Consider the following 24,555-nt stretch of genomic DNA (forward strand, 5'->3'; position numbering starts at 1 on the left):
GTGATGGAGGGGGATTCCCGGGGGTTGGGGCGGGCGGAGCTGGCTCGCGAGCTGGAGCGCGTCGGGGCGGTGGCACTGCGGACGACGGCGTGCTGTCTGGCCTGGATTCCCGCTCTTGCGTTCTTGCTTTTTTCCCACAGCATCGGTGACGGTCCTCGGAACGATGCGACGGATATCTTGGCGTTCTGCGTGATTGCTGTGTCGTTGTTCTTCACGCCGGGGGCGATATTGTGGTGGCTGCGCTATGAGTCGGTCCGGCGCACCGGCTGGCGAGCTGCGACGGTCACGGCAGTGTTCGTGGACCTGCCGGGTTGCCTCGGGGCTCTCGCTTCTGCGGGGCGGACCAATGCCAGAAGGCTCGACTACGTCGTCCACTACCTCGACGGCCGTGGTGCTCGGCTGCGGGGTGGTGCCAGCTTGTGGCATCACCCCCCGCTGGTGGCCTTCGATGGCGCGCAACCCGCGTGGGTCGGTGGTTCGGGTCGCTTGATCGTCGTCCTGTTCGCCAGCAGTCGCTGGGGCCCCTCCCGTCCGCGTGCGGTACCCGCGAAGTTCATCGGCGTCCTTCCCGCACGCTCGGAGTAGCCGAAGGTCTCCCGGAAGACGTCCGGTGCCGGAAGCGGCAGGATGGCCGGCATGACCTTGCCTGCGCTCCCCGAGGAGTCCTTCCGCCGCGTGCTCTGCGTCGTCGCGCACCCGGACGACATGGAGTACGGCACCTCCGCGGCCGTCGCCCGCTGGACGGCGCGCGGCATCGACGTCGGCTACCTGCTGCTCACCCGCGGCGAGGCCGGCATGCCCAACCCGCCCGAGGAGACGGCCCGCCTGCGCGTCGCCGAGCAGCGGGCCGCCTGTGACGTCGTCGGCGTCGAGCACCTGACGGTCCTGGAACACCCGGACGGGGTGCTCGTCTACGGGCTGGACCTGCGCCGGGACATCTGCCGGGAGATCCGCCGGTTCCAGCCCGACGTCGTGTTCGGCACCGGGTTCGACGTCGAAACGCCGTACGGCTTCGACCAGGCCGACCACCGCGCGGCCGGGCTCGCGACGCTCGACGCGATCCGCGACGCGGGCAACCGGTGGGTCTTCCCGGAGCAGGTCGAGGACGAGAACCTGGAACCGCACTCCGCGCGCTGGTACCTCACTCCCGGCATGACGGACGCGACCCACGGCGTCGACGTCACCGGCGAGCCGCTGCGCCGCGGCGTCGCCTCGCTCGAGGCGCACGCCGCGTACCTGGCCGCGCTGCCGGACCACCCCGCCCCCTCGGACTTCATCCCGCGGTTCGCCGCGATGGGCGGCAAGGCCATGGGGGTCGAGCACGCCGTCCTGTTCCGCGCCCACGACCTGCAAGCCCCACCCGAGGTGACGCCGGACGGGTCGTGAGCCGGCCTCATACCGCGAATGGCTTCGAGACGTCCACGGGCTTGCCCACGCGCGCCCTCAGGTCCGGGTAGCCGTCGTAGCGGAAGGTGCGCTGGGAGATCAGCCACTGACCGTCGACCTTCCGGAGTTCGTCGATGTACATGCCGATCGTGACGACCGCGGAATGCGTGGTCTGGTTCCTGCCGCCGGGCTCGCCGTAGGTCGGCGTGGGCAACAGCTCGGTCGTCCCGGCCGGGCTCGCTCCGTCGACCCGGGCCGGCCTGCGTGCCGGGCTTCAGGTGATCCGGTCTTTGCTGGCCGGTGAAGAGGTCGACTTCGACGACGTGCGGTCACGGCTGCGCGACCAGGTGGCCGTGCCGCTGCACCCGGCGGCGAGCGGGCCGCGGAACCCGCGGCTGGCCGGCGAGGTCGCGGACGGCGCGATCCTGCTGTCCGGTGTGGCTTCGGAGCAGCGCAGGTGGCGGACGGCGGATCCGTGCTTGTCACCGTTTCTGGCGGCGGCGGGGGTACGGGTGCGCGTGCCCGAGCGCCCGCCGCGGCTGCGCCCGGACCTGCTGCACGCCGAGTCCTGGGCGTCCGCGGTCCGGGCCTGCGAGTCCTTTGTGGACGACGAGACCGCCGAGCTGTTCGCCCGGCGGTTCTGCCTGTACGGCACGGCGGACGAACTGGCGGCGCGGCTGACCGAGCTGACCCGGTCCGGCGTTTCGGCGGTGCTGCTGCAGCACGGCGGTTCGTACGACCTGCCGCGGCAGCTGGTCGCCGACTTCGCCGGCCGGGTCCGGCCCGTTCTCCGGCGTTAACCGGCAGCGAACTGCTGGGTGCCGATCACGCGTAGCAGCTCGAGCTTTTCGGCGGCGTCGGTGCCCTGCAGGGGCAGGAGGATCCGCATCCGGAGGCCGGTCTCGGGTGTCACGAGCAACTGGCAACGCAGCCGGATCAGCCCGACCGTGGGGTGCTGGACCGCTTTCAGGTCGGCGTGCCGGACGGCGACCTCATGCCGGTTCCACAGCGTCCGGAACTCCTCGCTGTGGGTCGAGAGGTCGGAGATCAGCTGGGTGATCCGAGGGTCCCCGGCTCGGCGGGAGCAGGTGGCGCGGAGGTCGCTGACGTGAGCCGCCGACAGGCGGGCCCGGTCCGCCTCCGGAACGTGGTCACGTGCTGCCCCGGGGGTGAACCAGCGTCGGTAGATGTTGCGGTCACGACCGGGGCGGAACTCGCCGTCGCCGGCCAGCGCGTCGTTGAGCGGGTTGGTGTAGAGCACATCGCCGAGGTCGTTGTAGACGCACGTCGGCAGGGCGTCGAGGTGTGCGGCGAGCTGGCGCAGTCCCGGGTCGATGTGGTCACCGACCTGGCGCGGCGGGGTGGGCACGCCGGCGAGGCGGAAGAGGTGGTCCTTCTCGTCGGGGGTGCACCGCAGCGCGCGAGCGAGGGCGGTCACGACCGACTCCGACGGGTCGGAGCCGCGGGCCTGCTCCAGCCGCGCGTAGAAGTCGCTCGAGATGCCCGCGAGCACGGCGACTTCTTCGCGGCGCAAGCCGGGTGTGCGGCGACGCGAGGTTTCCGGCAGGCCGATGTCCGACGGGGTGAGCGCCGCCCGTCGTCGGCGCAGGAATTCGGCGAGTCCGGGACGGTCGATCACGTCGTCAGTATGCGCGCACGGGTGCGGCCGCATCCAGGACGAGGTTGGTCCTGGACAGGCCAGTCCTGCCCCGGCCAGGACGATCGGCCGCACAGTGGGGCCATGACCGACCACTACATCCGACTCGCTCGGCGCATCCCGGTTCCCGACGCGGTTCCGGTCGTCTCCGTCAACCCCGTCACCCTGCCGGCGCCCGGCCGCGGCATCCCGCTGGAGCTGCGGGTCACCGCGCCCCTGAGGGGCGATGCCGTGGCGATCGTGCTGCTGTCCCACGGGGGCGGCAGCTCGCACTACCTGCAGTCCAAGGACGGCTTCTCGCCGCTGGTCGACTTCTACGCGAGTCACGGGTTCGCCGTCATCCAGCCCACCCACCTCAGTTCTCCCGGCGGCGGCCTCGGCCTCGACCGGGATGCCGTCGGCCACCCGCTCTTCTGGCGATCGCGGATCGACGACTTCGAGCTCATCCTCGACAACCTGGACGCGATCGAGGCCCAAGCACCGGTCGTCCACGGACGGCTCGACCCGGCGCGCGTCGCCGCCGTCGGTTACTCCGCGGGCGGCAACACGGTCAGCGCGCTGCTCGGCGCGCGGGCTCTCGATCCGGTCAGCGGAGCCTTCCTCGACTTTCGTGAGTCCCGCGTCGGTGCCGGTGTGCTGCTCGCCTCGACCGGCAGCGCCGAGGGCATGACCGACACCATGCGCGAGCGGTACCCCGAGCTGGAAACCGACTTCTCGCGGTTGACCACGAGGACCCTGGTCGTCCACGGCGATGAGGACGTGAACCCCGTCGCCACCACCCGCGGCGCCGACTGGCACGCCGAGCCCTACCACCTCAGTCCCGGTGCCGACGCCCTGCTGGTCCTTCCCGGCGCCAAGCACTACCTCGGCGGCATCATGGGCTACAGCCTCGCCGAAACCGACGACGAAGACCCCGAACGGCTCGCGGTCACCCAGCGCATGACCTGGGCCTACCTGCGATCGGCCCTCTACAACGGCGACCCCGCATGGCAGCGTGCCACCGAAGCGATCCGCGGCGACCCGGCACTCGGAAGTGTGTACCTGAAGCAGCCGCTGCTTCCGCCATTTCGTGTCGAGTGAAACCGTATCGTCCGATCTGGCCTGCAGTAGGGTGGCGGGATGAGTGGCAAGTCCAGAACCGCGACCGCCCGTGCGACGGACCGTCCGGGTGATGTGTCCCCGTTCGCACTGGGGCTGCTGCTGCGCCGGGCCCACACGCGGGTGGCGGGTGCGATGGCCGCGGCGATGCGGCCCCACGGGCTGGAGCTGCGGCACTTCGCCGTGTTGATCCTGCTGGTGGACCGCGGGCCGACGACCCAGCGGGACCTGGTGGAGGCGACCGGCTCGGACAAGGCGGGGATCATGCGGGTCGTCGACGACCTGGAGGAGAAGGGGTTCGCGGTCCGCAAGCCCGTGCCGGGGGATCGGCGGGTGCGTTCCGTCGAGATCACCCCGGCCGGGCTGAAGGCCTTCGACACCGTTCACCGAGATGCCCTGGAGCCGGCCGAGGGACTGGTCTCGCACCTGCGGCCCGGGGAGGCGGCGAAGCTGGTGGACCTGCTCACCCGGTTCACCTATCCGCCCGCGGACCAGGCGTAGGCGCCGGGACGGCTCGCCGTCAACGGACGGGAAACATGCGCTGCTTGACCGGTGGCACGGCTTCGGCGAGGCGCAGCACGGTGCGGAACACCGACCGCGGCAGCCGGGACGTCGTCGCGGCACCACGGGCGTTGCGCGTGGACAGCGCCAGCGCCGCGTTCGCGTAGCCGCGCATCTCCCGCTCGTATCCGGCGATCCGGGCGACGGGTGCCGTGTCCGCGGAGAGGTGACGCCGGAGGGTGTCGGCGTCCCGTAGCGCGGTGTTCGCGCCGATCCCGGCCATCGGGGTCATGGCGTGGATCGCGTCGCCCAGCAGCGTGACGGCGGTCGGCTGCCAGTCCGGCAGCTCGGGCATCGTCTTCAGCGGGATCGCCGCGACCGTCGCGAGGTCGGTTTCCGCGATGATCCTCCGCACGGGAGCCGCCCAGGTCCCGGTCCGGTCCCGGACCAGGTCGAGCAACCGGGCGGGTCCGGCCGTCCCGAGGTCGTCCGGGTAGGTCGAGCGGTGCGCGGCCCACGCCCACACGATGACGCGCTCCGCCGCGCCGGCGTCCCAGGTGGACAGGAACATCCAGCCCGGCCGGGCGGGCACGATGTTGGTGACCGCGCCGTCGACGAGGGCGGCCGGGAGGGTGCCGGCGAGGTCCCGGGTGAGCCGGACCCGGCCGGCGATGTTGACGATGCCGAGGTCGCGGCGCCGGAGCCCGGGCAGCCGCTGCGCACGGACGCGCGAGTTGGCCCCGTCGGCACCGACGAGCAGGTCCGCCGCGACGGTGTGGCCGTCGGCGGCGTGGACGAGGACGCCGTCCTTTGTGTACTCGAAGCGGTCGAACGCGCTGCCCCAGCGGATGACGTCGTCGCGGCCGGTATTGGCGGTGTTGAGCCCGGCGAGCAGCGCGTCACGCAGGGCGTCGCGGTTCACGGCGCGCCGGCGGGTGACGGGATCGGTGTTGGCCGAGGTGTGCGTGTGGTCGCGTTCGGCGAGCACCCGCAGATCCTGGTCGTGAAAGCGCACGATGTCCGGCGCGGTGGACGACGTCTCCGTCAGCTGCGTCCGGCTCCGCTCCGGGAGGCAGGCGTGCAGGGCGCGCAGGCCGTCGGCGCCGAGGTGGATGCCGTAGCTCGCCGGCTTGGCGTCCGGGGACGCGTGGCGTTCGAGCACCACGACGTCCACGCCGGCGCGGCGCAGCCCGTGGGCCAGGCACAGGCCGCCGAGCCCGGCGCCGGCGATGACGACTCGCATGGAGCTTCTCCTCAAGGGATCGTGGCTTCGCCGGGAAAGGCGAGCCGGGTCAGCAGGTCCAGCAGCAGCGCGGCCTCGCCGGAGCCGAGGTGGCCGAGCAGGTGCTCGGCGACGGGCTCGGCGTGCTGGTGGGCGGTGTCGAACACGGCCGTTCCGGCCGCGGTCGGGGTGATCGTGTGCACCCGGCGGTCGCCGGGGCGGGGGGTCCGGGTGACCAGCCCGGCGTGCTCGAGGTCGTCGACGACGCGGACCATCGTGGCCTTGTCGCTGCCGACGGCGCCGACGAGCGCCTGCTGGCTCATCGGCCCTCCGGTGTGGAGGGAGACGAGCACGATGAAGTGCCGGAACTCCAGGCCGAGTGGGCGAAGCACGCCCAAGAGCTGCGCGGCGGCGCGGTCGTGGGCGCGGCGCAGCAGCAGTCCCAGTGCGAACGGTGACCCGTCGCCCGGCCGGTCGGTCGCTCTCGCGAGCCGGGAAGCCACTCTTGTCACGACCGAGAACGTATCATCTGAAACGGAGTTGCACAAGAAGGTTTCATGTGAAACGGTCTCGGGTGTGAACACGACTCAGGAAGTACGCGTCCCGTCCGAATCCCGCGTCCCGCCGCGCAAACGACGTGGGGAGGGCATCGTGGTGACCGCCGCGCCGACGGTCGCCTTCGTGGCCGCCAACGCGCTCGGCGACCTCACCGCCGCCCTGGTGACCGCCGGCGTCACGGCGATCGCGGCATTCGGCTGGCGGCTGTACCGGCGGCAGCCGGTGCGGCAGGCCGTGCTGGGGCTACTGCTGGTCGCGGCGTGCGCGGCGGTGGCCACCGTCACCGGCGAGGCGCGCGGCTTCTTCCTCATCCCCGCGCTGATCCCGTTCGCCGTCATCGCGGTGTGCGTGACGACTGTCCTCATCGGACGCCCGCTGACCGGGCTCGTCCTCAACCGCGTCGCCGGCGGGCCCGCGGACTGGAGGTGCGTTCCCCGGCTGCGGCGGATCCACACCGTCTCGACCCTCACGTGCGCGGCGGTCAACGTCGTCAACGGCGCGCTCCAGGTGGTCTACTACCGCGACGACCAGCCGCTGGTCCTCGGCATCGTGCACATCGCGACCGGCCCCGTTTTCGCGGTCATCGTCGCGATCACCATCGCTTTCGTCCGCCGCGCGAAGGCCGGCCCGGCAGCGCCCGCTCCGCTCAGCGCCGTTCGCCCGCCTCGGGTTCGATGAACACGTCCTGGGTCCGCCGTCCGCCCAGCATCGTGAACGCGATGAGCGCGGCCACCGCGGCGGCGATGCCGCACACCAGGTAGCCGAGGGAATAGGCGTGGGAGAGCGCGTGGAAAGCGACGTCCTTGAGGGGGTTGAACGGGATCGGCGTGCCGTCGGGCCCGGGTACCTGCGCCGGGACGCCGTTCTGCCCGAGCGGGCCGGACTTCACCGCGTGGACGGCCGCTTCGACCTGGGGGCGCTGGGCTGGGGGCACGTGCTGCGGCGAGGCGTAGAACGCGTCCAGCGCGGACTGGAGCGAAGGGGACGAGGCGATCTGCGCGTTGATCGCGTTCGCGGCGTTCGTCAGCGCGATCGCGCCCACGATGGCGGGCCCGAGCGTCAGGCCGCCGTCGCGCAACATGCTCGTCGCGCCGCTGGCCATGCCGGCTTTGGACGTCGGGACGCTGTTCACGGCGACGACGGTGATCGAGGTGACGGCCAGCTTGAAGCCGGCGCCGACGACCAGCAGCGGAACCGCGACCGCCGCGATGGAGAGGTTCGTGGCCGGAATGGCGGCGAGCACGAAGTCGCCGATCCCGATCAGCGCCATCCCGGTGCCGAGTACGACGCCGGGGCTGAAGCGCTCGACCACCCGGGTGCTGACCGGGAACAGCACCACGCCCATCACGTTCAGGCAGAAGAAGCCGATGGACGTCACGAGCGGGGTGTACTCCTGGATGGCCGACAGCCGGATGCTCGTCGCGTACGCGGTGCCCAAGTAGGCGAACATGCCGACGACGGTCACCACCGCGGAGACCGTGAACATCCGGTTGCCGAACAGTTCCAGGCGGATCAGCGGCCGGTCCACCCGGCGCTCGATGACGACGAACAGCGCCATGAACACGACGGCCACGACGAACCCGCCGATCACCGGAAGACTGCCCCAGCCGTCTTCGGCTCCCTGGATCACCGCGTACAGCAGCGCGAACAGGGACACCGCGATGGTGATCTGGCCCGGCCAGTCCAGCGACCGGCCCAGCGGTGCGGACGAATTCTGCGCGCCCACCAAGGTGATCACGCAGCTGACCACGGCCAGGACCGCCATGGCGAGGAACGCGTAGCGCCAGCTCGCGTACTCGCCGCCCGAATGCTCGATCCTGGCCAGCAGGCCGGCCAGCACCGGTGAGACGAACCCGGCGCCGGTGAGGGCGGCGGCCCAGATGGAGATGGACTGCGCGCGTTGCCGGACGTTCTGCGTACCCGCGGCGAGCATCGCGATCGACGTCGGGAAGATCGCCGCGGCGCCGATGCCGGAAACCACCTGACCGGTGATGAGCACGCCGGTGCCGCCGCTGGGCGTGAAGAAGCCGAGCAGCCCGCCCACGGCCATCAGCGCGGCGCCGATGGCCAGCAGGCGCTTGCGTCCGAAGAGGTCACCGACCACGCCGAAGGACAGTTCCAGCAGGGTCACCGGCACCAGGAAGGCGTCGGAGATCCAGGTCAGCGTCGTCGACGAAGTGTGCAGGTCCTGGTTGATGAACCCGTTGATGACGGCGGGGATGGACAGGCCGATCTGCGCGACCGCGACGGCGGCCGCCGCGGCCACCAAGGTGCCGCGCCGCAGCTCCGCGGGCGCTGACGGGCCGGATGACGCGACAGTCTCACTCACGATTGTGAAGCAAACCACACCGAAAACCAGATGTACAGGTTTCCTGACTATTGCGTGGAGGCCGGCCCCGGCTCCACCCGCTCCTCGCGCAGCGCGCGCCGGCACAGCTCCAGCGAGTGGTGCAGTTCGCTCGCCTGATCGTCGGATAGCAACGAGACCATGCGGTCCTGCAACGCGGCCACCTGGGGCCGCAGGCGATCGAGCAGCCGCTGGCCGGCGGGCGTCAGGGCGATGACGAGGCGGCGGCGGTCGGCGGGGTCGCGGTGGCGCTCGATCAGCCCGCCGTTCAGCAGCGTCGTCACCATGTCGGCCATGCTCTGGTCGGTGACGAAGGAGTGCCGGGCCAGGCGCGCGGCGGTGAGGTCCGGATGGCGTTCGAGGACGGTCAGGGCGGTGTACTGCAACGTCGTGATGTCCGCCGGCCGGACGAGGGTGTCGAGCTCGGCGCGCACGGACAGCTCGACCTGCTTCATCAGGTACAGCAGAGTCGACGGCGGCTCACCCGAACCGACCTGAGTGTTACCCGTCATGGTCAACCAGGACCTCCCTGATGACCATCGTAGGCGTCGCCCCGGGCGCGCCCGGGCCGACGCGGATCTCACGAAGTCCTGGTCGGCTCGGGGGGCACCGCAACCGGGGACGAAGCCGCGACACGACAGTGGTCACAGCTTCTTGAGCCGGCGCCGGTTGACTGTCAGCACCTCGTCCGACAGGTCCGGGGCGGCGTCGGCGATCGCGCGGGAGAGGATCAGTGCGCCGACCATCTGGCTGAACAGCGCTATCGCGCGCTCGCGGGCTTCGGCGGGAGTGAGGGCGGTGCCGGACTGGCGGGCGCGGTCGAGCAGCATGTCGGTGATGGTGGCGAAGTAACCGTCGAGTCCGCGCCGGTATTCGGCCTGGGCGGCGGCGCCGTGGCGGCCGGCGTCGGCGACGAGCGCGGCCGAGGCGCAGCCGATCTCGGGGTGGTCGCGGTGCTCGGCGTTGACGTACTCGTCGACCATGTCGTCCAGGGCCGCGCGCGCCGAGCGGGGATGCGCTTCGCGGATGGCGTCGAGCGCGCCGAGTGAGTCGGTGAAGCCCTGGTGGAGGACTTCGAGGGCGAGGTCGTCCTTCGAAGCGAAGTGGTTGTAGAACCCGCCGTGCGTCATGCCGGCCGACTTCATCAGCTCTTCGATGCCGATGCCGTCGAAGCCGCGCAGCCGGAACCCGGCACCGGCCGCGTCGACGATCTTCCCGCGGTTGAGCTGCTTCTGCTCCTGCGTGATGCGAGGCACCCTTCGATGATAGTCAACATCAAAGCGAGTGTCCACGGTTGACAGTCAATGATGACGGAGGCAATCATAACTATTGATGTCGATCGACATCAAAGATCGGAGGGAACGGTCGTGAACTTCGGAACCATCGGCGCCGGGACGGTCGCGCAGGCCATCGCCGGCCACCTCGTGGCGGCCGGCCACAAGGTGACGCTCAGCAACAGCCGCGGCCCGGACACACTGCTCGACGTCGTGACCCGGCTGGGGCCGCTCGCGAGCGCGGGCACGGCCGCCGAAGCGGCCGCCGCCGACATGGTCTTCCTCGCCGTGATGTGGCCGCAGGTCGGTGACGCGCTGGCCGGGCTGCCCGCGTGGGACGGCCGCATCCTGGTCGACACCACCAACACCTTCGCCGAGCTCGAGGTCGGGACGGCGGGCGAGTTCGTCGCGCAACGCGCGCCGGGCGCGCGCGTGGTCAAGGCCTTCAACACCCTCTACGCCCAGTACATCGCCGCCGATCCCCGGCACGCGGAAGGACGGCAGCTGCTGTTCTACGCCGGTGACGACGCGGCCGCCAAAGCGGACTTCCACGCAGTCGCCGACGCCATCGGATTCGCGCCGGTCGACGCCGGGACGCTGCGCGAAGGTGGCCGCCTCATGCAGATCGGCGGCCCGCTCTCGGCGCTGCACGCCCTGAAGCAGGCACAGTGAAGGCACTCGCCTACGAGAAAGCGCACGCGCTCGACGCGTTCGCCATCGACCTGGTCGAGGTCGACGAACCTCGGCTACGCGACCGTGACCTGCTGGTCGAGGTCCACGCGATCGGCATCAACCCCGGTGAAGCCGCGATCCGGCGGACCCGCGGCGCCGAGCCCGGCGGGCGGGTCGTCCTCGGCTGGGAGTTCGCCGGAGTGGTCGTCGAGGCCGGGTCCGTGGCCACCGGCTTCGCGATCGGGGACCGGGTGCTGGGCACCGGCGACATCACCCGCGACGGCAGCTGGGCCGAGCGCGTGGCGGTCGACCACCGGGTGGTCGCCAAGATCCCGGACCGGCTCGCGTTCACCGACGCCGCATCGCTGCCCGTCGGGGTTCTCACGGCCTGGGAATCGCTGTTCCGCGACGAGGACACGCTGCTGCCCGGTGTCGGGCGCGTGCTCGTCATCGGCGGAGCCGGCGGCGTCGGGTCGATGGCCACGCAGCTGCTCAAGGCCACGACGCCGGCCTTCGTGATCAGCACGGCCTCGCGGCCCGAGTCGCGGAAGTGGGCGGCGGAGATGGGCGCCGACCTGGTCGTCGACCACCGCGGCGACCTGGCCGGCCAGCTCCGCACGGCGGGGATCGACCACGTCGACCTGGTGTTCTCGACGGCGGGCACCAGCGGCCACCTGGGGGCGATCGTCGAGGTGCTGCGCCCCTTCGGTCACCTGGCCGCCGTCGACCTCGCGGGCCCCTTCGACACGGCGGCCTTCACCGGCAAGTCGCTGTCGCTGCACAGCGAGATGGTGTTCAGCAAGATCGTGGCCGGCGGTGACGTCGCCAGCCAGGGCCGCATCCTCTCCCGGGCGGCGGACGACGTCGCGGCGGGCCTGCTGCGCCCGATCGTCACCACCACGCTCGACGGGCTGACCGCCGAGACCATGAAGACGGCGCACACCCTCGTCGAGAGCGGCCGGACCATCGGGAAGACCGTGGTCCGGGTAACCGCCTGAATCCCCCCAACGAAAGGAATTTCCCGAGATGACAACGGATCTGCTCGACGGTGAGTACGTCCCCGGTGCCGACGCCACCACCCGCGACCAGGTCGAGCTCTACGAGCGCACCGACGGCCGCGAAGGCGCGACGATGGGGGGTGGCCCCGTGGTCGTGGTGACCATGCGCGGCGCCCGGTCGGGCAAACTGCGCAAGGTCGCCCTGATGCGCATCGAGCGTGACGGCGTCTACGCCATCGGCGCGGCGGCCGGCGGCCAGGCTCGCCATCCGAGCTGGTTCCACAACCTCGTGGCGCACCCGACGGTGCAGCTGCAGGACGGTCCCCGACGCCGGCTGATGACCGCCCGGGTGGCCGAAGGCGCGGAGCGGGAGAGCTGGCTGGCCTACACCGACGAGCTCTACCCGTTTTTCGCGGGCCTTCGCGCCCAGGCCGTCGAGGCCGGCGACCGCGAGGTGCCGTTGATCCTGCTCGAACCCGCCGAGAGCTGACCGGACCGGTCACGGGCGCCCGGGCGGTGTTAAACGCACGTCGGGAGAAGCGTTACTCCGACGCCGTCTGGTAACACGTCGGTGTTCCGGGTGAAACGGCCCGGAAATGGCCGGCCGGTGCACTGAGCGGCATGAACTTCGAGCTCGACGGCCGGCACGAGCCGGTGATCGTGGTCGGCGGCGGCCAGGCGGGACTGTCGATGTCCCACTGCCTGGCCTCCGCCGGGGTCGCGCACCTGGTGCTCGAACGTGAGCGCGCGGGGCACGAATGGCGGAGCCGCCGCTGGGACAGTTTCTGCCTGGTCACGCCGAACTGGCAGTGCCGCCTGCCCGGGTTCCCCTATGCGGGTGATGATCCGGACGGGTTCATGGTCCGAGACGAGATCGTCGGCTACCTCGAGGCGTATGTGAAGGAGTCCGACGTCCCGCTGCACGAGGGCGTCGAAGCGACGCGGCTGCGGCAGCTGCCCGGTGGCGGGTTCCGGCTCGCCACCACGGCCGGCGAGCTGACCGCCGACCACGTCGTGCTGGCCACCGGGCCCTACCAGGTGCCGCTGAAGCCGAGGCTGGCCGAGCGGCTGCCCGAGCACGTCGTCCAGCTGCACTCGGCCGAGTACCGCAACCCGGCGCAGTTGCCGGACGGCGAGGTGCTGGTCGTCGGCACCGGGCAGTCCGGCTGTCAGATCGCCGAGGACCTGCACCTGGCCGGGCGCCAGGTGCACCTCGCCGTCGGGTCGGCGCCGCGGGTGGCCCGGCGCTACCGCGGCCGCGACGTCGTCGCGTGGCTCGACGAGATGGGGTACTACGCCCGGGGCATCGACGAGTTCGCCGACGCGGACGCCGTCCGGTTCCGCGCCAACCACTACGTCACCGGCCGCGACGGCGGCCACGACATCGACCTGCGCGCGTTCGCCACGCAGGGCATGCAGCTCTACGGCCGGCTCAATGACGTCCGAAGTGGACAGTTGAGCTTCGCCGACGACCTGCGCCGCAACCTGGACGCCGCCGACGCGGTCTCCGAGGGCATCAAGGACTCGATCGACGCCTTCATCGCGCAACGCGGGATCTCGGCGCCGGGGGAGAAGCGCTACCAGCCGGTGTGGGAACCGCCGGACGGGCCTCGCACCCTCGACGTGGAAGCGCTTTCGGCCGTCGTCTGGAGCACCGGGTTCGGCCGCGACCACCGCTGGATCGACGTCCCGGTGTTCGACGGCCGGGGCTACCCGACCCACCACCGCGGCGTCACCAGCTGCCCCGGCCTGTACTTCCTCGGCCTGCCGTGGCAGCACACCTGGGGCTCGGGGCGGTTCTGCGGCGTCGCCGCGGACGCGGAGTACCTGACCCGGCGGATCACCGGCGGCGGGCGCGGGGACGTCCGGTGGCTCTCCGGCACGCCGGTGAGCACCTACCCGGCCGACGACGACTGGGTCGCGCCGAGGACGGTGGCGTGATGCGGTGGACGAACGACGCCCACCGGCACCTGGGCGTGCTGCCGGCGTATCCGTTCTACGGTGGCCCGCCGGTCGCCCCGGCGATCGGTGCCCGCGCGACGATCGGCGAACTCCTGTCCGACTTGGACCGCGAAGGCACCGAACGCGCGCTGGTGATCCCCAACTACGGCGTCCCGGACCCGGCGATCGCGTTCTCCTTCAACGAACTCTGCGTCGAAGCGGCGGGCAAGGACGACCGGATCAGCGCCGCACTGTGGGTGTCTCCGAGAGCCGAAGACGCCGACCGGACCGACGAGGCGTTGAAGCTGGCGGCCGAGGACGGTGTGCGAGCGCTCAAGCTCAGCTTCCTGCTGGGTGGCAAGGCCTCCGACCCCGCGTGCAAGCCGCAGCTGGACAAGATCTTCGCCACCGCGCGGGAGCACGACCTCGTCGTGCACGTCCACACCTCGCCGGGTGCGGCGTCGGACATCGACGAGGTCGGCAAGCTCGTCGACGCCTACGCCGGCGACGTCAAGCTGCACCTCGTCCACTTCGGCGGCGGGATGAGCGGGCACATCAAGCTCGTCGGCGGCCGCTTCTTCGACTGGATCGCCGCCGGGAAGCAGGTCTACACGGACCTGTCCTGGGCGATCGGCTTCACCCCCCGCTGGCTCGTCGAAGAGATCTCACGCCGGGGCCTCGGCCACGACCGCGTGCTGTTCGCCTCCGACGAGCCGTGGGGCGATCACGAGGGCGAACTCGCCAAGCTGGCCGCCGCGGCCGGCGACGGCGAGCTCGCCGACCTGGTTTTCCGCGGCACGTTCGATGTGCTGTACGGACCGAAGAAAGGGAAATAGACCGATGGCAGAGCTGACCGAGACCGAGAAGACCAGCCTCGACGAGATCCCGCACCCGTCGCTGCCGCAGGGCTCCAACCTGTACGGCGGGACCAAGGTCTTCCCGGACTACCAGGCCGAACCCGGCCAGAGCTACTTCACTCTCGTGCACGGCATCGCGCACGAGTCGTCGGTGAGCTTCGTCGCGATCCTGCAGGCGACCCGCGCGCTGCGGAAGGGCTTCGAAGCCGCGATCTACTTCTACGGCCCGGGTTCGCTGAACTGCCTGGCCACCCGCGGCTTCCCGACCACCGGCAACGCCGCGTTCCCGGGTGAGCTGAACATCAACGACCAGCTCAAGACGTTCATCAGCGAGGGCGGCAAGGCGTACTGCTGCCGCTTCGGGTTGTCGCTGCACGGCGCCCGCGAGGAGGACCTCATCGAGGGCGTCATCCCGACGCACCCCCTCGACGTCCAGGACGCGCTGATCCACTACGCGCGCAAGGGCGCGATCATCAACTCCACCTACATGTTCTAGGGAGCGGTCTGTGCGCGTCGGCATCGAAGAAGACCTGGAAACCCGCGCCGACATCGCCGTCCGCGGAGTGCGTGTGGACGCACCTGTGCAGCGCAGCAAAGGCGCCGGGCCGAGCGACGACGGCCACCTGGTGGTCGACGGTGCCAACGCCACGCTGCCGCTGAACCCCGACAGCCCGTACGCCGTCCGCGACGGCCGGATCTTCCGCGAGACGGTCGATCTCGGCCTGAGCGTCGCGCCGGTCGGCCGGCCGCGGTTCTACGATCTGTCCACAGCGGACGGTGTGCCGTACCGGAAGATCGCTCTGCTGCACGGGAAGGACGTTCTCGCGACGACCGTCGTGCAGACGTGCATCCGGTACACCGAGGACCAGCGCTGCCGGTTCTGCACCATCGAGGAGTCGCTGCGGGCGGGGTCCACAGTGGCCGCGAAGACCCCGCAGCAGCTCGCGGAAGTCGCCGAGGCGGCGGTGCGGCTCGACGGCGTCCGGCAGATGGTGATGACGACCGGCACGACGTCCGGGCCCGACCGCGGCGCGCGGCACCTCGTGCGGTGCGTCCGGGCGGTGCTCGACGCCGTGCCGGGGCTGCCGATCCAGGTGCAGATCGAGCCGCCGGGCGATCTCGGTGTACTGCAGGACCTGCGCGACGCCGGGGCGACGTCGATCGGCATCCACGTCGAGTCGCTGGACGACGACGTCCGGCGGCGCTGGATGCCGGGCAAGTCGACCGTGCCGCTGGCGGAGTACGAAGCCGCGTGGGCGGAAGCGGTCCGCGTCTTCGGCCGCAACCGCGTCTCGACGTACTTGCTGATCGGACTCGGCGAGGATCCGGACTCCCTTGTGGATGGTGCCGGACGGCTGATCGACCTGGGCGTCTACCCGTTCGCCGTGCCGATGCGGCCGATGGTCGGCACGCTGGCCCGGCGGGACGGCGCGACCGCGCCTTCGCCCGCGCTGGTCGCCGACGTCACCGGCCGGATCGCCGCGCTGCTGCGGGCGGCCGGGATGACCGGCGCCGACCAGGGCGCGGGCTGCGCCGCGTGCGGTGCCTGCGGCCTGCTCAGCGCGGCGGGTGGCTGACGTGGACCACGACATCCTCGCGTTGCTGGGTGACGTCCGCAGTGTCGCGGCCCGCCCGGCGTTCTCCATCGGCGAAGCCGGCCACAGTGGACTGACCGCGTACCGCGCGTTGCGCCACGACGCTTTCGTGGCGCGGCAGGGACTCTTCGCCGGACACGACCTCGACGACCACGACACCGACCCGCGCACCCTGGTCCTGGTCGCCCGGGACAACCACAACACGGTGCTGGGTGGCGTTCGCCTCGGCCCGGCGACCGACGGATCCGACATCGGGTGGTGGCAGGGTGGCCGCCTGGTCGTCGCGCCCGGCTCGCCGGCCGGGATCGGCTCCGCGCTGGTGCGCGCGGCCTGCGCCCGGGCCGAAGCCGAAGGCGCGCTGCGGTTCGAGGCGACCGTCCAGACGCGCACCGAGCGGATGTTCACCCGGCTCGGCTGGCAGCGGGTGCGGCCGGTGGTCGTGGCCGGCCACGACCACGTGCTGATGCGGTGGCCGATCGGCCGGATCGCCGCGCTGGCCCGCTCGACCAAGGCCGCGCTCGGCCCGCTGCTGCAAGGACTGACCGGCGCACCCGGCTTCATCGGCGACGACGGTGTGCCGCTACCCGGCACCGACGTCGTCGCGGCCTGCGACGCGATCATCCCGTCGATGGTCGAGCGCGACCCGGAATGGGCGGGCTGGTGCTCGGTCCTGGTGAACCTCAACGACCTGGCCGCGATGGGCGCCACCCCGACCGGGCTGCTCGACGCGCTCGGTGCGCGTGACGCGTCGTTCGCCGCCAGAGTCCTGAGTGGACTGCGGAAGGCGAGCGAGGCGTACGGCGTGCCGGTGCTCGGCGGGCACACGCAATTCGGCGTCCCGGCCTCGCTTTCGGTGACGGCGCTGGGCCGGACCGCCGACCCGGTGCCCGGTGGTGGCGGCAAGCCGGGGCAGCGCGTCTGGCTCACCGCCGACCTCGGCGGCGGCTGGCGGCCGGGCTACACCGGACGCCAGTGGGACTCGACCAGTTCCCGCCGCACGCCCGAGCTGCGGGAACTGCTCGGCTCGGTCGCGAAGGCCCGGCCGCCGGCGGCCAAGGACGTCTCGATGGCCGGGATCGCGGGCACCCTCGGCATGCTCGCCGAGGCGTCCGGCTGCGGCGCCGTGCTGGACGTCGAGCGCGTGCCGCGGCCGCGCGGAGCATCCACAGGGGACTGGCTGACCTGCTTCCCGGGCTTCGCGATGCTGACCACGGGCGCACCCGCGCCCGCGGGCTCGGCGGTCACCGCGGACTGCGGCGAACTGGTCGCGGGCACCGGCGTCACACTGCGCTGGCCCGACGGCGAATCGACGCCCGCCATCGACGGCGGCGTCACCGGATTGGGGAACTCATGACGACGCTGAGGATGGCCGCGGTCGCCGCGCCGTTCGACCGTGACCTCGAGGGCGACTTCGCCCGCATCGAGAAGCTGATCGGCGAGGCGAAGGCCGAGGGGGTCCGGCTGCTGGCCCTGCCCGAAGCGGCGCTCGGGGGCTACCTCGCCAACCTCGACGGCGGTGCCGAGGGGCCACCCGCGCTGGCCGCCGACGGCCCGGAGATCGGGCGGCTGGCCGCCCTGGCCGGTGACCTCGTCGTCACGGCGGGGTACTGCGAACTCGCCGACGGCCGCCGCTACAACTCCGCGGTCTGCGTGACCGGCGACGGCGTCCTGGGCCACCACCGCAAGGTGCACCAGCCCCTGGCCGAAAACGCCAGCTACGGCGCCGGCCGCGGGTTCGCCGCGTTCGACACGCCGGTCGGGCGGCTGGGCATGATGATCTGCTACGACAAGGCTTTCCCCGAGTCGGCGCGGGCGCTCGCCCTCGACGGCGCCGAGGTCGTCGTCTGCATGAGCGCCTGGCCCGGCAGCCGGACCAACGCGGCTCCCGACCTGGCCCAGGACCGCTGGAAGCGGCGGTTCGACCTGTTCGACCGGGCCCGCGCGCTGGAGAACCAGATCGTCTGGGTCTCGGCCAACCAGTCCGGCACCTTCGGCGACCTCCGGTTCGTCGCGGGCGCGAAGATCGTCGACCCCGGCGGTGAGGTCGTCGCCGACACCGGGGTCGCCGAAGGCATGGCGATCGCCGAGTTCGACGTCCAGGCCGCGCTGGCCACGGCGCGGCGGTCGATGGGACACCTGGCGGACAGACGGCCCGACGCCTACCCGGTTAGTGTCCCGTGAATGGGGCAGATCCGGATCGCCGCCGTCGCCGCGCACTTCGGCCGCGACCTCGACTTCGACCTGCAGCGCATCGCGACGCTGATCGACCACGCGCGCTCGTCGGGCGCGGCGTTGCTGGTGCTGCCGGACGCGGCGCTCGGCGGGTACCTCGCCGACCTGCGCCACCCGGACCCGGAAGCGCTCCCGCCGGCCCTCGACCCCGACGGGCCGGAGCTGAAGGCCGTCCGGTCGCTGGCCGCGGAGATGGTGGTCTGCGTCGGCTACTGCGAAGCGGACGGGCCACGCCGCTACAACTCCGCGGTGTGCGTCACCGGCGACGGCGTGCTCGGCCGGCACCGCAAGGTGCACCAGCCGCCGGGGGAGAGCATCGCCTACGAGGCGGGTGACCGGTTCGCCGCGTTCGACACGCCGGTCGGGCGGCTGGGCATGCTGATCGACTACGACAAGACGTTCCCCGAGTCGGCCCGGTCCCTCGCCGTCGACGGCGCCGACATCGTCGCCTGCCTGAGCGCGTGGCCGACCAGCATCACCAACCGGGCGCCGCGGATGGCGCAGGACCGCCAGTCACGGCTGTTCGACCTCTACGACCAGGCGCGGGCGGCGGAGAACCAGGTCGTGCTCGTCTCGTCCAACCAGACGGGCGCGATGGGCGGGATGCGGTTCCTCGGCCAGGCCAAGGTCGTCGGGCCGGGCGGGGAGATCCTCGCCCGGACCTGGTCGAAGGCCGGCATCGCGGTCGCCGAGCTGGACGTCGGGCAGGAGCTCGCGAACGCCCGCCGGGTCCTGCACCACCTGGGGGAACGGAAACCGTCGGTGTACCGGGAGGCCTGATGCGCATCGCCCTGCTGAGCTACTCGACCAAGCCGCGCGGCGGCGTCGTGCACACGCTCGCCCTGGCCGAGGCACTGGCGGCGCTCGGTGAGGACGTCACCGTGTGGACGCTCGGGCGAGGCGGCGACGCGGGGTTCTTCCGGCCGGTGGACCCCGCGGTGCGGCAGGCGATCGTCCCCTTCCCGGACGTCCCCGGCGAGAGCGTCGGCGAGCGGATCCTGCGCTCGATCGCGGTGCTGCGGGCCGCGTTCACCCCGGACGCGCACGACATCGTGCACGCGCAGGACTGCATCAGCGCGAACGCCGTCGACCGGTGCGTCCGCACGATCCACCACCTCGACACCTTCACGACGCCGGAGCTGGCGGCCTGCCACGAACGCGCGATCGTCCGGCCGTACGCGCACATCTGCGTGTCGGCGTCCGTCGCCGCCGAGGTGCGCGACGGCTGGGGCATCGAGGCCGCGGTGATTCCCAACGGCGTCGACTACGACCGCTTCGCGACCGCGCCGCGTACCTCTTCGCGGGGGCGATACGTCCTGGCGGTGGGTGGGATCGAGCCGCGGAAGGGCTCGCTGGACCTGCTGGAGGCGTATGCGTTGCTGGCCGAGCCGGACCTCCGGCTGCTCATCGCCGGCGGCGAGACGCTGTTCGACTACCGCGACTACCGGACGCGCTGGGAGAAGCGCGCCGCCGAGCTGGGCGTCTCGCCGGTCGTGCTGGGCGCGGTGGCGCACGACGAGCTGCCGTCGCTGACGGCTTCGGCGGCGGTGTTCGCCTTTCCCTCCACCAAGGAGGGTTTCGGGCTGGCCGCGATGGAGGCTCTGGCGGCCGGGGTGCCGGTGGTGACGCGCGATCTGCCGGTGCTGCGGGAGGTCTTCGGCGGCGCCGCGCGGTTCGCCACCGACCCACCCGGCTTCGCCCGGGAACTGCGGGCCGCGCTCGAGGGCGCCGACCCGGCGCCCGGGCGGGCACTGGCCCGGGGCTACCGGTGGACCGCGGCCGCCGAGGCCCACCGGGACTTCTACCGGAGCCTGCGCGCCCGGTGACCCCGATCGGCCTCGGCCGAGGGCGGCGCGGGGTGGCTGCGGGCCGACGGTGGCGATCCGTCCGATGACCGGCCCTTGCGCGGACGACTGCGGAGACTTAGCCTCATTAAACTACAACTTGTAGCGCAATGGAGGCGGGATGCCTGGTCGTCACCGAGACCCCGAGCTGGAGAAGCGGCTCACGGCCGCGGCGTGGGCCCTGCTGCAGAGCCGGGGTTACGACGCGCTGAAGCTGACCGAGGTCGCCGCGCAGGCCCAGGCCCACCGCACCGATGTCTACCGGCGGTGGTCGAGCAAGGCGCAGCTCGTCGTCGACGTGCTGGCCGAACACCTGCCGCCGGTCTCCGGTCACGACACCGGATCGCTTCGTTCCGACCTGCGGGCCATCGTCGAGGACTTCGCGGCTTCCTGGTCCTCGTCCTGGATCGACGGGCTCATGGGGCTCGTCGCCGACCTGCACCGCGAACCCGACGCCGAACTCGCCTTCCGGAAGATGGCCGAGGGCCGAGGCGAGCCGCTGCGCACCGCCCTCACCCGGGCGGTGGGACGAGGTGAGCTCGGCGATCTTCCCGACCTGTCCCTCGCCGGAGATCTGATCGAGGGCCCGCTGATGCACCGCCGGATGCTGGGCCGGCAACCGCTGACGCCGGACTACCTCGACGCCGTCGCCGCCTTGGCCCACGGAGTGCTGACCGGGCCCGCGGTGGCTCGGTGAGCGGCGGACTCCACGAGCTTTCCGCCGTGGCACAACTGGCCGCCCTGCGCACGGGCGACGTCAGCTCGCGCGAGCTGACGGAACACTACCTGGGACGCATCGAGAAGCTCGACGGCGAACTCGGCGCCTTCGCCACCGTCACGCCGGACCTCGCCCTGGAAGAGGCCGCCGGCGCGGATCGGCGCATCGCCCGGGGGGAGTGGTCGCCCCTGCTGGGACTTCCCTCGGGCATCAAGGACCTGTACCCGGCGGCGGGCGTGCGGACGACCTTCGGGTCGGCCGCCTTGGCGGAGTTCCGCCCGCCCGCCGACAGCTGGACGGCCGGGCTGCTGCGGCAAGCCGGTGCCGTGCTCGTCGGGAAGACCACCACCGCGGAGTTCGGCGCCACCTGCTACACCGACAACGACGTGACCGGGCGGCCGGCCGTCACCCCGTACGACCTGACGCGCTACGCGAGCGGTTCCAGCGGAGGCGCGGCCGCCGCGGTCGCCGCCGGGCTGCTGCCGCTGGCCCACGCGGGCGACGGGGCCGGGTCGACCCGCACGCCCGCGGCGACCTGCCACCTCGTCGGCGTCAAGCCCAGCCGCGGGCTGGTCAGCTCGTCGGTGCCGCCGACTTCGCCGACCAGCACGACGATCGAAGGCCCGATCGCCCGGACGGTCGAGGACGCCGCGCTGCTGCTGGACGTGCTGGCGCACCCTTGGAGCGGAGACCCGGACGGCTGGCGGGCCGACGGCAGCTTCGCCGACGCCGTCGGGCGGCCACCGGCGCGCCGGCGCATCGCCGTGTGGACGGACCCGGGCTTCGGTGACGTCCGCCGGCATCCGGAGGTGGTCCGTGCCGTGGAGCGCACGGCTGGCCTGCTTCAGGAGCTGGGGCACGAGGTGCGGGAGGTGAAGATCCCGGCCGCCTGCGACGATCCGGTACGCCTGGCGCTGCGCACGCACTTCGCCGCTTCCGTGCACGCGGCCGTGCGGTCGCTGGTTCCGCCCGGCCGCCGGGGCCTCCTCCGGCCGTACACCCGGTACTTGTGGGCCGAAGGGGAAGCGCTTTCCGGCGCTGCTCTCTTCGCGGCGCACCGGGTACTGGCGCAGTACGCAAGCGCTTTCGAGACGGCGCTGGCGAGCTTCGACGTCGCACTGACGCCGGTGACGAACGGGCCGCCGGTTCCCCTCGGGTACTTCGAGGCCGGCGGGGTGACGGGGATCGCCGACACGATGCTGGCCTGGTCGGCCCCGACGCCGTGGGCCAACTGGACCGGCCGGCCCGCGGTGTCCCTGCCGTCGCACCTCGACGGCGACGGCCTGCCGTACGGCGTGCAGCTCGTCGGACGCCGGCGTGACGACGCTTCGCTGCTCGCCCTCGCCGCCCAGCTCGAACGCTCGGCTCCGTGGAACGACGTCCATCCGTCCTGCTGGGATGATTGAGAGGCCACGCCTGATGAAAACGCACACGCACCGTCCAGGGAGCCCGGGCCACCTCGATCCCGGCGCGGGGCTGACCGAGGCGTTCGTCGCGCTGCCCGACGGGCGACGGCTGCGGTCCGTCACCGCCGGCGAGGGCGACGGACCGCTGGTCGTGTTCGAAGCCGGCATGAGCGCGCCGGCCGCGTCGTGGGTGCACACCCAGCGCGAGATCGGCGCCCGCACCCGCACGGTGGCCTACGACCGGGCCGGGTACGGCGGAAGCGATCCGGACCCGCGGGACCGGACGGTCGAGCGGCTCGCCGACGACCTCGCCGGCCTCCTCGACGGCCTCGGGGAGAGCCGGCCGGTGGTCCTGGTCGGGCACAGCTGGGGCGGACCCGTCATCCGGCTGTTCGCCGAACGCCGTCCGCACCGGGTCGCCGGCCTCGTCTTCGTCGACGCGACCGTCGCCGAGCTCGTGAGCGGCCGCGGCGCCCGGATCCTGTCCTGGTCGTTCGGCGCGCTGGCGGTGCTCGCGCGCCTGGGCGGACGGAACCTGGTCGCGAAGCTGACCCTGCCGCGGTTCTCCGGCGCCATCGCCGAGTCCGATGTGGACGTCATCCTTCGCGACTACGCATGTGCCCGGGCGATGCGCGCCGGACGCCGCGAGGCGGCCCAGGTGGTCCCGGCGCTGGCGACGATGCGCCGTCTCCAGGCCGCCGGAACCCCGGCTGTGCCCACGATCTGCCTGCAGGCCGGGCGGCTCGACCGCGGGATGTCCCGGACCCGCCCCCGGTTCAACCGGGTCGCGGCCGAGCTGATGGCCGCCGTGCCGGACGGGCGCGTGGTCGTCGTCGAAGACACCGGGCACCTCATCCCGCAGGAGAACCCCGCGGTCGTGCGCGAGGCGATCCTGGAGATCGTCGACGCCGTGGCAGGCCGGCGGTGATCCCCGAAGCGGTGGTGCCGCGGACCGAGGCGGCGGCCGGCCGGACGTCCAGAGGGCACGGTCGCCTCATCGGGGCCTTGGTCGGCACGAACGCCGCCGGGTACATCAGCATCGCGGTGCCGATGAACCTGTTGCTGGTCACCCACCTCACCGCGATCGCCGGCGCCGGGGCGACGTCCGCGTTCAGCCTGGTGACCGGCATCGGCGGCCTCGTGGGCCTGCTGGCGAACCCGCTCGGCGGACGCATCAGCGACCGCACGGCCGCCCGGTTCGGCCGGCGCCGCACGTGGATCCTCACCGGCGGCCTCGGCGCGGCGGTCCTGCTGACGACCATGGGCTGGACGACCGAGGTCTGGCAGGTCGCGGTGGGCTGGGCGCTCATCACGACGCTGGTCATGTTCCAGCTCGCCGCGAGTGCCGCGCTGGCCGCCGACCAGGTGGCCCCGGAGCGGCGAGGGGCGGTGTCGGGAGTGGTGGCGTTCGTGGCCCTGGCCGGTCCGGCCGTGGGTTTCGCCGTGGTGAGCGCGCTGCCCGCCGTCTCCCGGCTGCAGTGGGGTGTGGTCGGCGGGCTGAGCGCGGCGGGCGTGCTGATGGCCGTCCTGCTCGTGCGTGATCCCCGGCACCGGGCACCGGCGGGCGAACCGCGGCTGAGCGTGGCGGTCATCCTGCGTTCCTACTGGGTCAGCCCGCGCGAGCACCCCGCGTTCGGCTGGGCGTGGGCGGTGCGCTTCCTCATCACCGCGGCGTGGGCCGCCAACAGCTATCTGGCCTTCGTGTTCACGCAGCGGTTCGCCGTCCCGGCCGCGGCGGTACCGGGGATGATCTTCCTGCTGACCTTGATCGGGATCGCCTGTGTCGCGGTCACGGCCTGGCTGACCGGCTGGCTCTCCGACCGGATCCGGCGGCAGAAGCCGTTCGTGCTCGCCGGCGGCCTGGTGCTCGCCGCCGGACTGGTCCTGGTGGCGCTCGCGCCGAGCATCCCGGTGGTGTACCTGGGCACCGCGGTCATGTCGCTGGGCTACGGCACTTTCCTGGCCACCGACTTCGCGCTCTGCCTGCGCATGCTGCCCGACCCCGAATCGGCGGGCAAGGACTTCGCGGTGCTCAACATCGCGAGCACGCTGCCGGTCGCGGTCGTGCCGTTCGTGGCGCCGGCCCTCCTCGCGGCGGGTGGGTTCTTCGCCATGTTCGCCTGCCTGGCCGTGCTCGGCGCGGCCGGGGCGGTGTGCGTGCTCCGCGTTCCGGACATCGGTCAAGAGGGGCAACCGCGCTTCGCGGCGATCACGGCGAAGCGCGGCTGACGCCGGCCGGTCATCCCGCC

General features: G+C 72.2%; 28 protein-coding genes. 21 read left to right on the top strand and 7 right to left on the bottom strand.

Features of this window, described 5'->3' with window-relative positions:
* Positions 1-3 precede the first annotated feature (3 nt).
* Both AA23TX_RS33850 and AA23TX_RS33855 read left to right on the top strand, forming a co-directional pair.
* Positions 4-585 carry a hypothetical protein gene (locus tag AA23TX_RS33850; protein WP_155546770.1) on the top strand — a complete coding sequence of 194 codons (582 nt, stop codon included), beginning with the start codon at positions 4-6 and terminating at the stop codon, positions 583-585.
* A gap of 42 nt (positions 586-627) precedes the next feature.
* A complete protein-coding gene (locus AA23TX_RS33855; RefSeq protein WP_155546771.1) occupies positions 628-1,386 on the top strand; it encodes a PIG-L deacetylase family protein in 759 nt (252 codons plus the stop codon).
* Positions 1,387-1,393: 7 nt separating this feature from the next.
* Here AA23TX_RS33855 and AA23TX_RS33860 read toward each other — a convergent pair whose 3' ends face one another.
* A complete protein-coding gene (locus AA23TX_RS33860) occupies positions 1,394-1,600 on the bottom strand; it encodes a hypothetical protein (protein ID WP_155546772.1) in 207 nt (68 codons plus the stop codon).
* Between AA23TX_RS33860 and AA23TX_RS33865 the strand changes: the two genes are divergently transcribed.
* On the top strand, positions 1,593-2,186 hold the full coding sequence (locus tag AA23TX_RS33865; RefSeq protein WP_155546773.1) for an LLM class oxidoreductase: 594 nt from the start codon (positions 1,593-1,595) through the stop codon (positions 2,184-2,186). The two genes, AA23TX_RS33860 and AA23TX_RS33865, sit on opposite strands and share 8 nt — an antisense overlap.
* Here AA23TX_RS33865 and AA23TX_RS33870 read toward each other — a convergent pair.
* Positions 2,183-3,025 carry a helix-turn-helix transcriptional regulator gene (locus AA23TX_RS33870; RefSeq protein ID WP_155546774.1) on the bottom strand — a complete coding sequence of 281 codons (843 nt, stop codon included), beginning with the start codon at positions 3,023-3,025 and terminating at the stop codon, positions 2,183-2,185. The genes AA23TX_RS33865 and AA23TX_RS33870 overlap by 4 nt on opposite strands.
* 102 nt (positions 3,026-3,127) lie before the next feature.
* Here AA23TX_RS33870 and AA23TX_RS33875 point away from each other — a divergent pair, with 102 nt between their 5' ends.
* Entirely contained in the window at positions 3,128-4,123 is a 996-nt protein-coding gene (locus tag AA23TX_RS33875) for an alpha/beta hydrolase family protein (RefSeq protein ID WP_230862867.1), read from the top strand.
* A 39-nt stretch (positions 4,124-4,162) separates the two neighbouring features.
* A complete protein-coding gene (locus AA23TX_RS33880) occupies positions 4,163-4,642 on the top strand; it encodes a MarR family winged helix-turn-helix transcriptional regulator (protein ID WP_155546775.1) in 480 nt (159 codons plus the stop codon).
* Positions 4,643-4,661: 19 nt separating this feature from the next.
* On the opposite strand, the gene AA23TX_RS33885 is transcribed toward AA23TX_RS33880, so the two are convergent.
* Positions 4,662-5,885, bottom strand: coding sequence for an FAD-dependent oxidoreductase (locus AA23TX_RS33885; RefSeq protein WP_155546776.1), 1,224 nt, complete (start codon positions 5,883-5,885; stop codon positions 4,662-4,664).
* Positions 5,886-5,896: 11 nt separating this feature from the next.
* Complete coding sequence (locus AA23TX_RS33890; protein ID WP_230862868.1) at positions 5,897-6,376, bottom strand: MarR family winged helix-turn-helix transcriptional regulator; 480 nt, start codon at positions 6,374-6,376, stop codon at positions 5,897-5,899.
* Positions 6,377-6,440: 64 nt separating this feature from the next.
* Here AA23TX_RS33890 and AA23TX_RS33895 point away from each other — a divergent pair, with 64 nt between their 5' ends.
* Positions 6,441-7,100 carry a DUF3159 domain-containing protein gene (locus AA23TX_RS33895; protein ID WP_196425656.1) on the top strand — a complete coding sequence of 220 codons (660 nt, stop codon included), beginning with the start codon at positions 6,441-6,443 and terminating at the stop codon, positions 7,098-7,100.
* Here AA23TX_RS33895 and AA23TX_RS33900 read toward each other — a convergent pair.
* From AA23TX_RS33900 to AA23TX_RS33910, 3 genes are all read right to left on the bottom strand, one after another.
* Positions 7,069-8,751 (bottom strand): MFS transporter, encoded by a 1,683-nt coding sequence (locus AA23TX_RS33900; RefSeq protein WP_230862869.1) that lies wholly within the window; start codon positions 8,749-8,751, stop codon positions 7,069-7,071. The genes AA23TX_RS33895 and AA23TX_RS33900 overlap by 32 nt on opposite strands.
* Positions 8,752-8,798: 47 nt before the next feature.
* On the bottom strand, positions 8,799-9,281 hold the full coding sequence (locus tag AA23TX_RS33905; protein ID WP_155546778.1) for a MarR family winged helix-turn-helix transcriptional regulator: 483 nt from the start codon (positions 9,279-9,281) through the stop codon (positions 8,799-8,801).
* A gap of 132 nt (positions 9,282-9,413) precedes the next feature.
* Positions 9,414-10,025, bottom strand: a complete 612-nt coding sequence (locus AA23TX_RS33910) for a TetR/AcrR family transcriptional regulator (protein WP_155546779.1) — start codon at positions 10,023-10,025, stop codon at positions 9,414-9,416.
* 111 nt (positions 10,026-10,136) lie between these two features.
* Between AA23TX_RS33910 and AA23TX_RS33915 the strand changes: the two genes are divergently transcribed.
* The 15 genes from AA23TX_RS33915 (at position 10,137) to AA23TX_RS33985 (ending at position 24,535) form a co-directional block, all read left to right on the top strand.
* Positions 10,137-10,715: an NADPH-dependent F420 reductase gene (locus AA23TX_RS33915; RefSeq protein ID WP_155546780.1), complete on the top strand. Its 579-nt coding sequence runs from the start codon at positions 10,137-10,139 to the stop codon at positions 10,713-10,715.
* The gene (locus tag AA23TX_RS33920) at positions 10,712-11,713 is read left to right on the top strand and encodes a zinc-binding alcohol dehydrogenase family protein (RefSeq protein WP_155546781.1); all 1,002 of its coding nucleotides are present in this window, start codon (positions 10,712-10,714) and stop codon (positions 11,711-11,713) included. Before AA23TX_RS33915 ends, AA23TX_RS33920 begins: the two co-directional genes overlap by 4 nt.
* Positions 11,714-11,741: 28 nt before the next feature.
* Positions 11,742-12,203, top strand: coding sequence for a nitroreductase/quinone reductase family protein (locus AA23TX_RS33925; protein WP_155546782.1), 462 nt, complete (start codon positions 11,742-11,744; stop codon positions 12,201-12,203).
* 131 nt (positions 12,204-12,334) lie between these two features.
* The gene (locus AA23TX_RS33930) at positions 12,335-13,654 is read left to right on the top strand and encodes an MSMEG_0569 family flavin-dependent oxidoreductase (RefSeq protein WP_155546783.1); all 1,320 of its coding nucleotides are present in this window, start codon (positions 12,335-12,337) and stop codon (positions 13,652-13,654) included.
* A complete protein-coding gene (locus AA23TX_RS33935) occupies positions 13,654-14,490 on the top strand; it encodes an amidohydrolase family protein (protein ID WP_155546784.1) in 837 nt (278 codons plus the stop codon). Before AA23TX_RS33930 ends, AA23TX_RS33935 begins: the two co-directional genes overlap by 1 nt.
* 4 nt (positions 14,491-14,494) lie before the next feature.
* Positions 14,495-15,007 carry an MSMEG_0572/Sll0783 family nitrogen starvation response protein gene (locus AA23TX_RS33940; protein ID WP_003073383.1) on the top strand — a complete coding sequence of 171 codons (513 nt, stop codon included), beginning with the start codon at positions 14,495-14,497 and terminating at the stop codon, positions 15,005-15,007.
* A gap of 10 nt (positions 15,008-15,017) precedes the next feature.
* Complete coding sequence (locus tag AA23TX_RS33945; protein WP_155546785.1) at positions 15,018-16,088, top strand: MSMEG_0568 family radical SAM protein; 1,071 nt, start codon at positions 15,018-15,020, stop codon at positions 16,086-16,088.
* Between the two features lies 1 nt (position 16,089).
* Complete coding sequence (locus AA23TX_RS33950) at positions 16,090-17,460, top strand: MSMEG_0567/sll0787 family protein (protein WP_155546786.1); 1,371 nt, start codon at positions 16,090-16,092, stop codon at positions 17,458-17,460.
* Entirely contained in the window at positions 17,457-18,287 is an 831-nt protein-coding gene (locus AA23TX_RS33955; protein ID WP_155546787.1) for a carbon-nitrogen hydrolase family protein, read from the top strand. The genes AA23TX_RS33950 and AA23TX_RS33955 overlap by 4 nt, the downstream gene beginning before the upstream one ends.
* Positions 18,288-19,118 (top strand): carbon-nitrogen hydrolase family protein, encoded by an 831-nt coding sequence (locus AA23TX_RS33960; protein ID WP_155546788.1) that lies wholly within the window; start codon positions 18,288-18,290, stop codon positions 19,116-19,118.
* Positions 19,118-20,164, top strand: coding sequence for an MSMEG_0565 family glycosyltransferase (locus AA23TX_RS33965; RefSeq protein ID WP_155546789.1), 1,047 nt, complete (start codon positions 19,118-19,120; stop codon positions 20,162-20,164). The genes AA23TX_RS33960 and AA23TX_RS33965 overlap by 1 nt, the downstream gene beginning before the upstream one ends.
* 139 nt (positions 20,165-20,303) lie before the next feature.
* Complete coding sequence (locus tag AA23TX_RS33970) at positions 20,304-20,879, top strand: TetR/AcrR family transcriptional regulator (protein WP_155546790.1); 576 nt, start codon at positions 20,304-20,306, stop codon at positions 20,877-20,879.
* The gene (locus AA23TX_RS33975; protein ID WP_155546791.1) at positions 20,876-22,306 is read left to right on the top strand and encodes an amidase; all 1,431 of its coding nucleotides are present in this window, start codon (positions 20,876-20,878) and stop codon (positions 22,304-22,306) included. The genes AA23TX_RS33970 and AA23TX_RS33975 overlap by 4 nt, the downstream gene beginning before the upstream one ends.
* Positions 22,307-22,319: 13 nt before the next feature.
* Positions 22,320-23,234, top strand: a complete 915-nt coding sequence (locus tag AA23TX_RS33980) for an alpha/beta fold hydrolase (protein WP_196425657.1) — start codon at positions 22,320-22,322, stop codon at positions 23,232-23,234.
* Positions 23,231-24,535, top strand: coding sequence for an MFS transporter (locus AA23TX_RS33985; RefSeq protein ID WP_155546793.1), 1,305 nt, complete (start codon positions 23,231-23,233; stop codon positions 24,533-24,535). Before AA23TX_RS33980 ends, AA23TX_RS33985 begins: the two co-directional genes overlap by 4 nt.
* The last annotated feature ends 20 nt before the right edge of the window (positions 24,536-24,555 follow it).

The organism is Amycolatopsis camponoti (assembly GCF_902497555.1).
GTDB classification, from domain to species: Bacteria; Actinomycetota; Actinomycetes; order Mycobacteriales; family Pseudonocardiaceae; genus Amycolatopsis; species Amycolatopsis camponoti.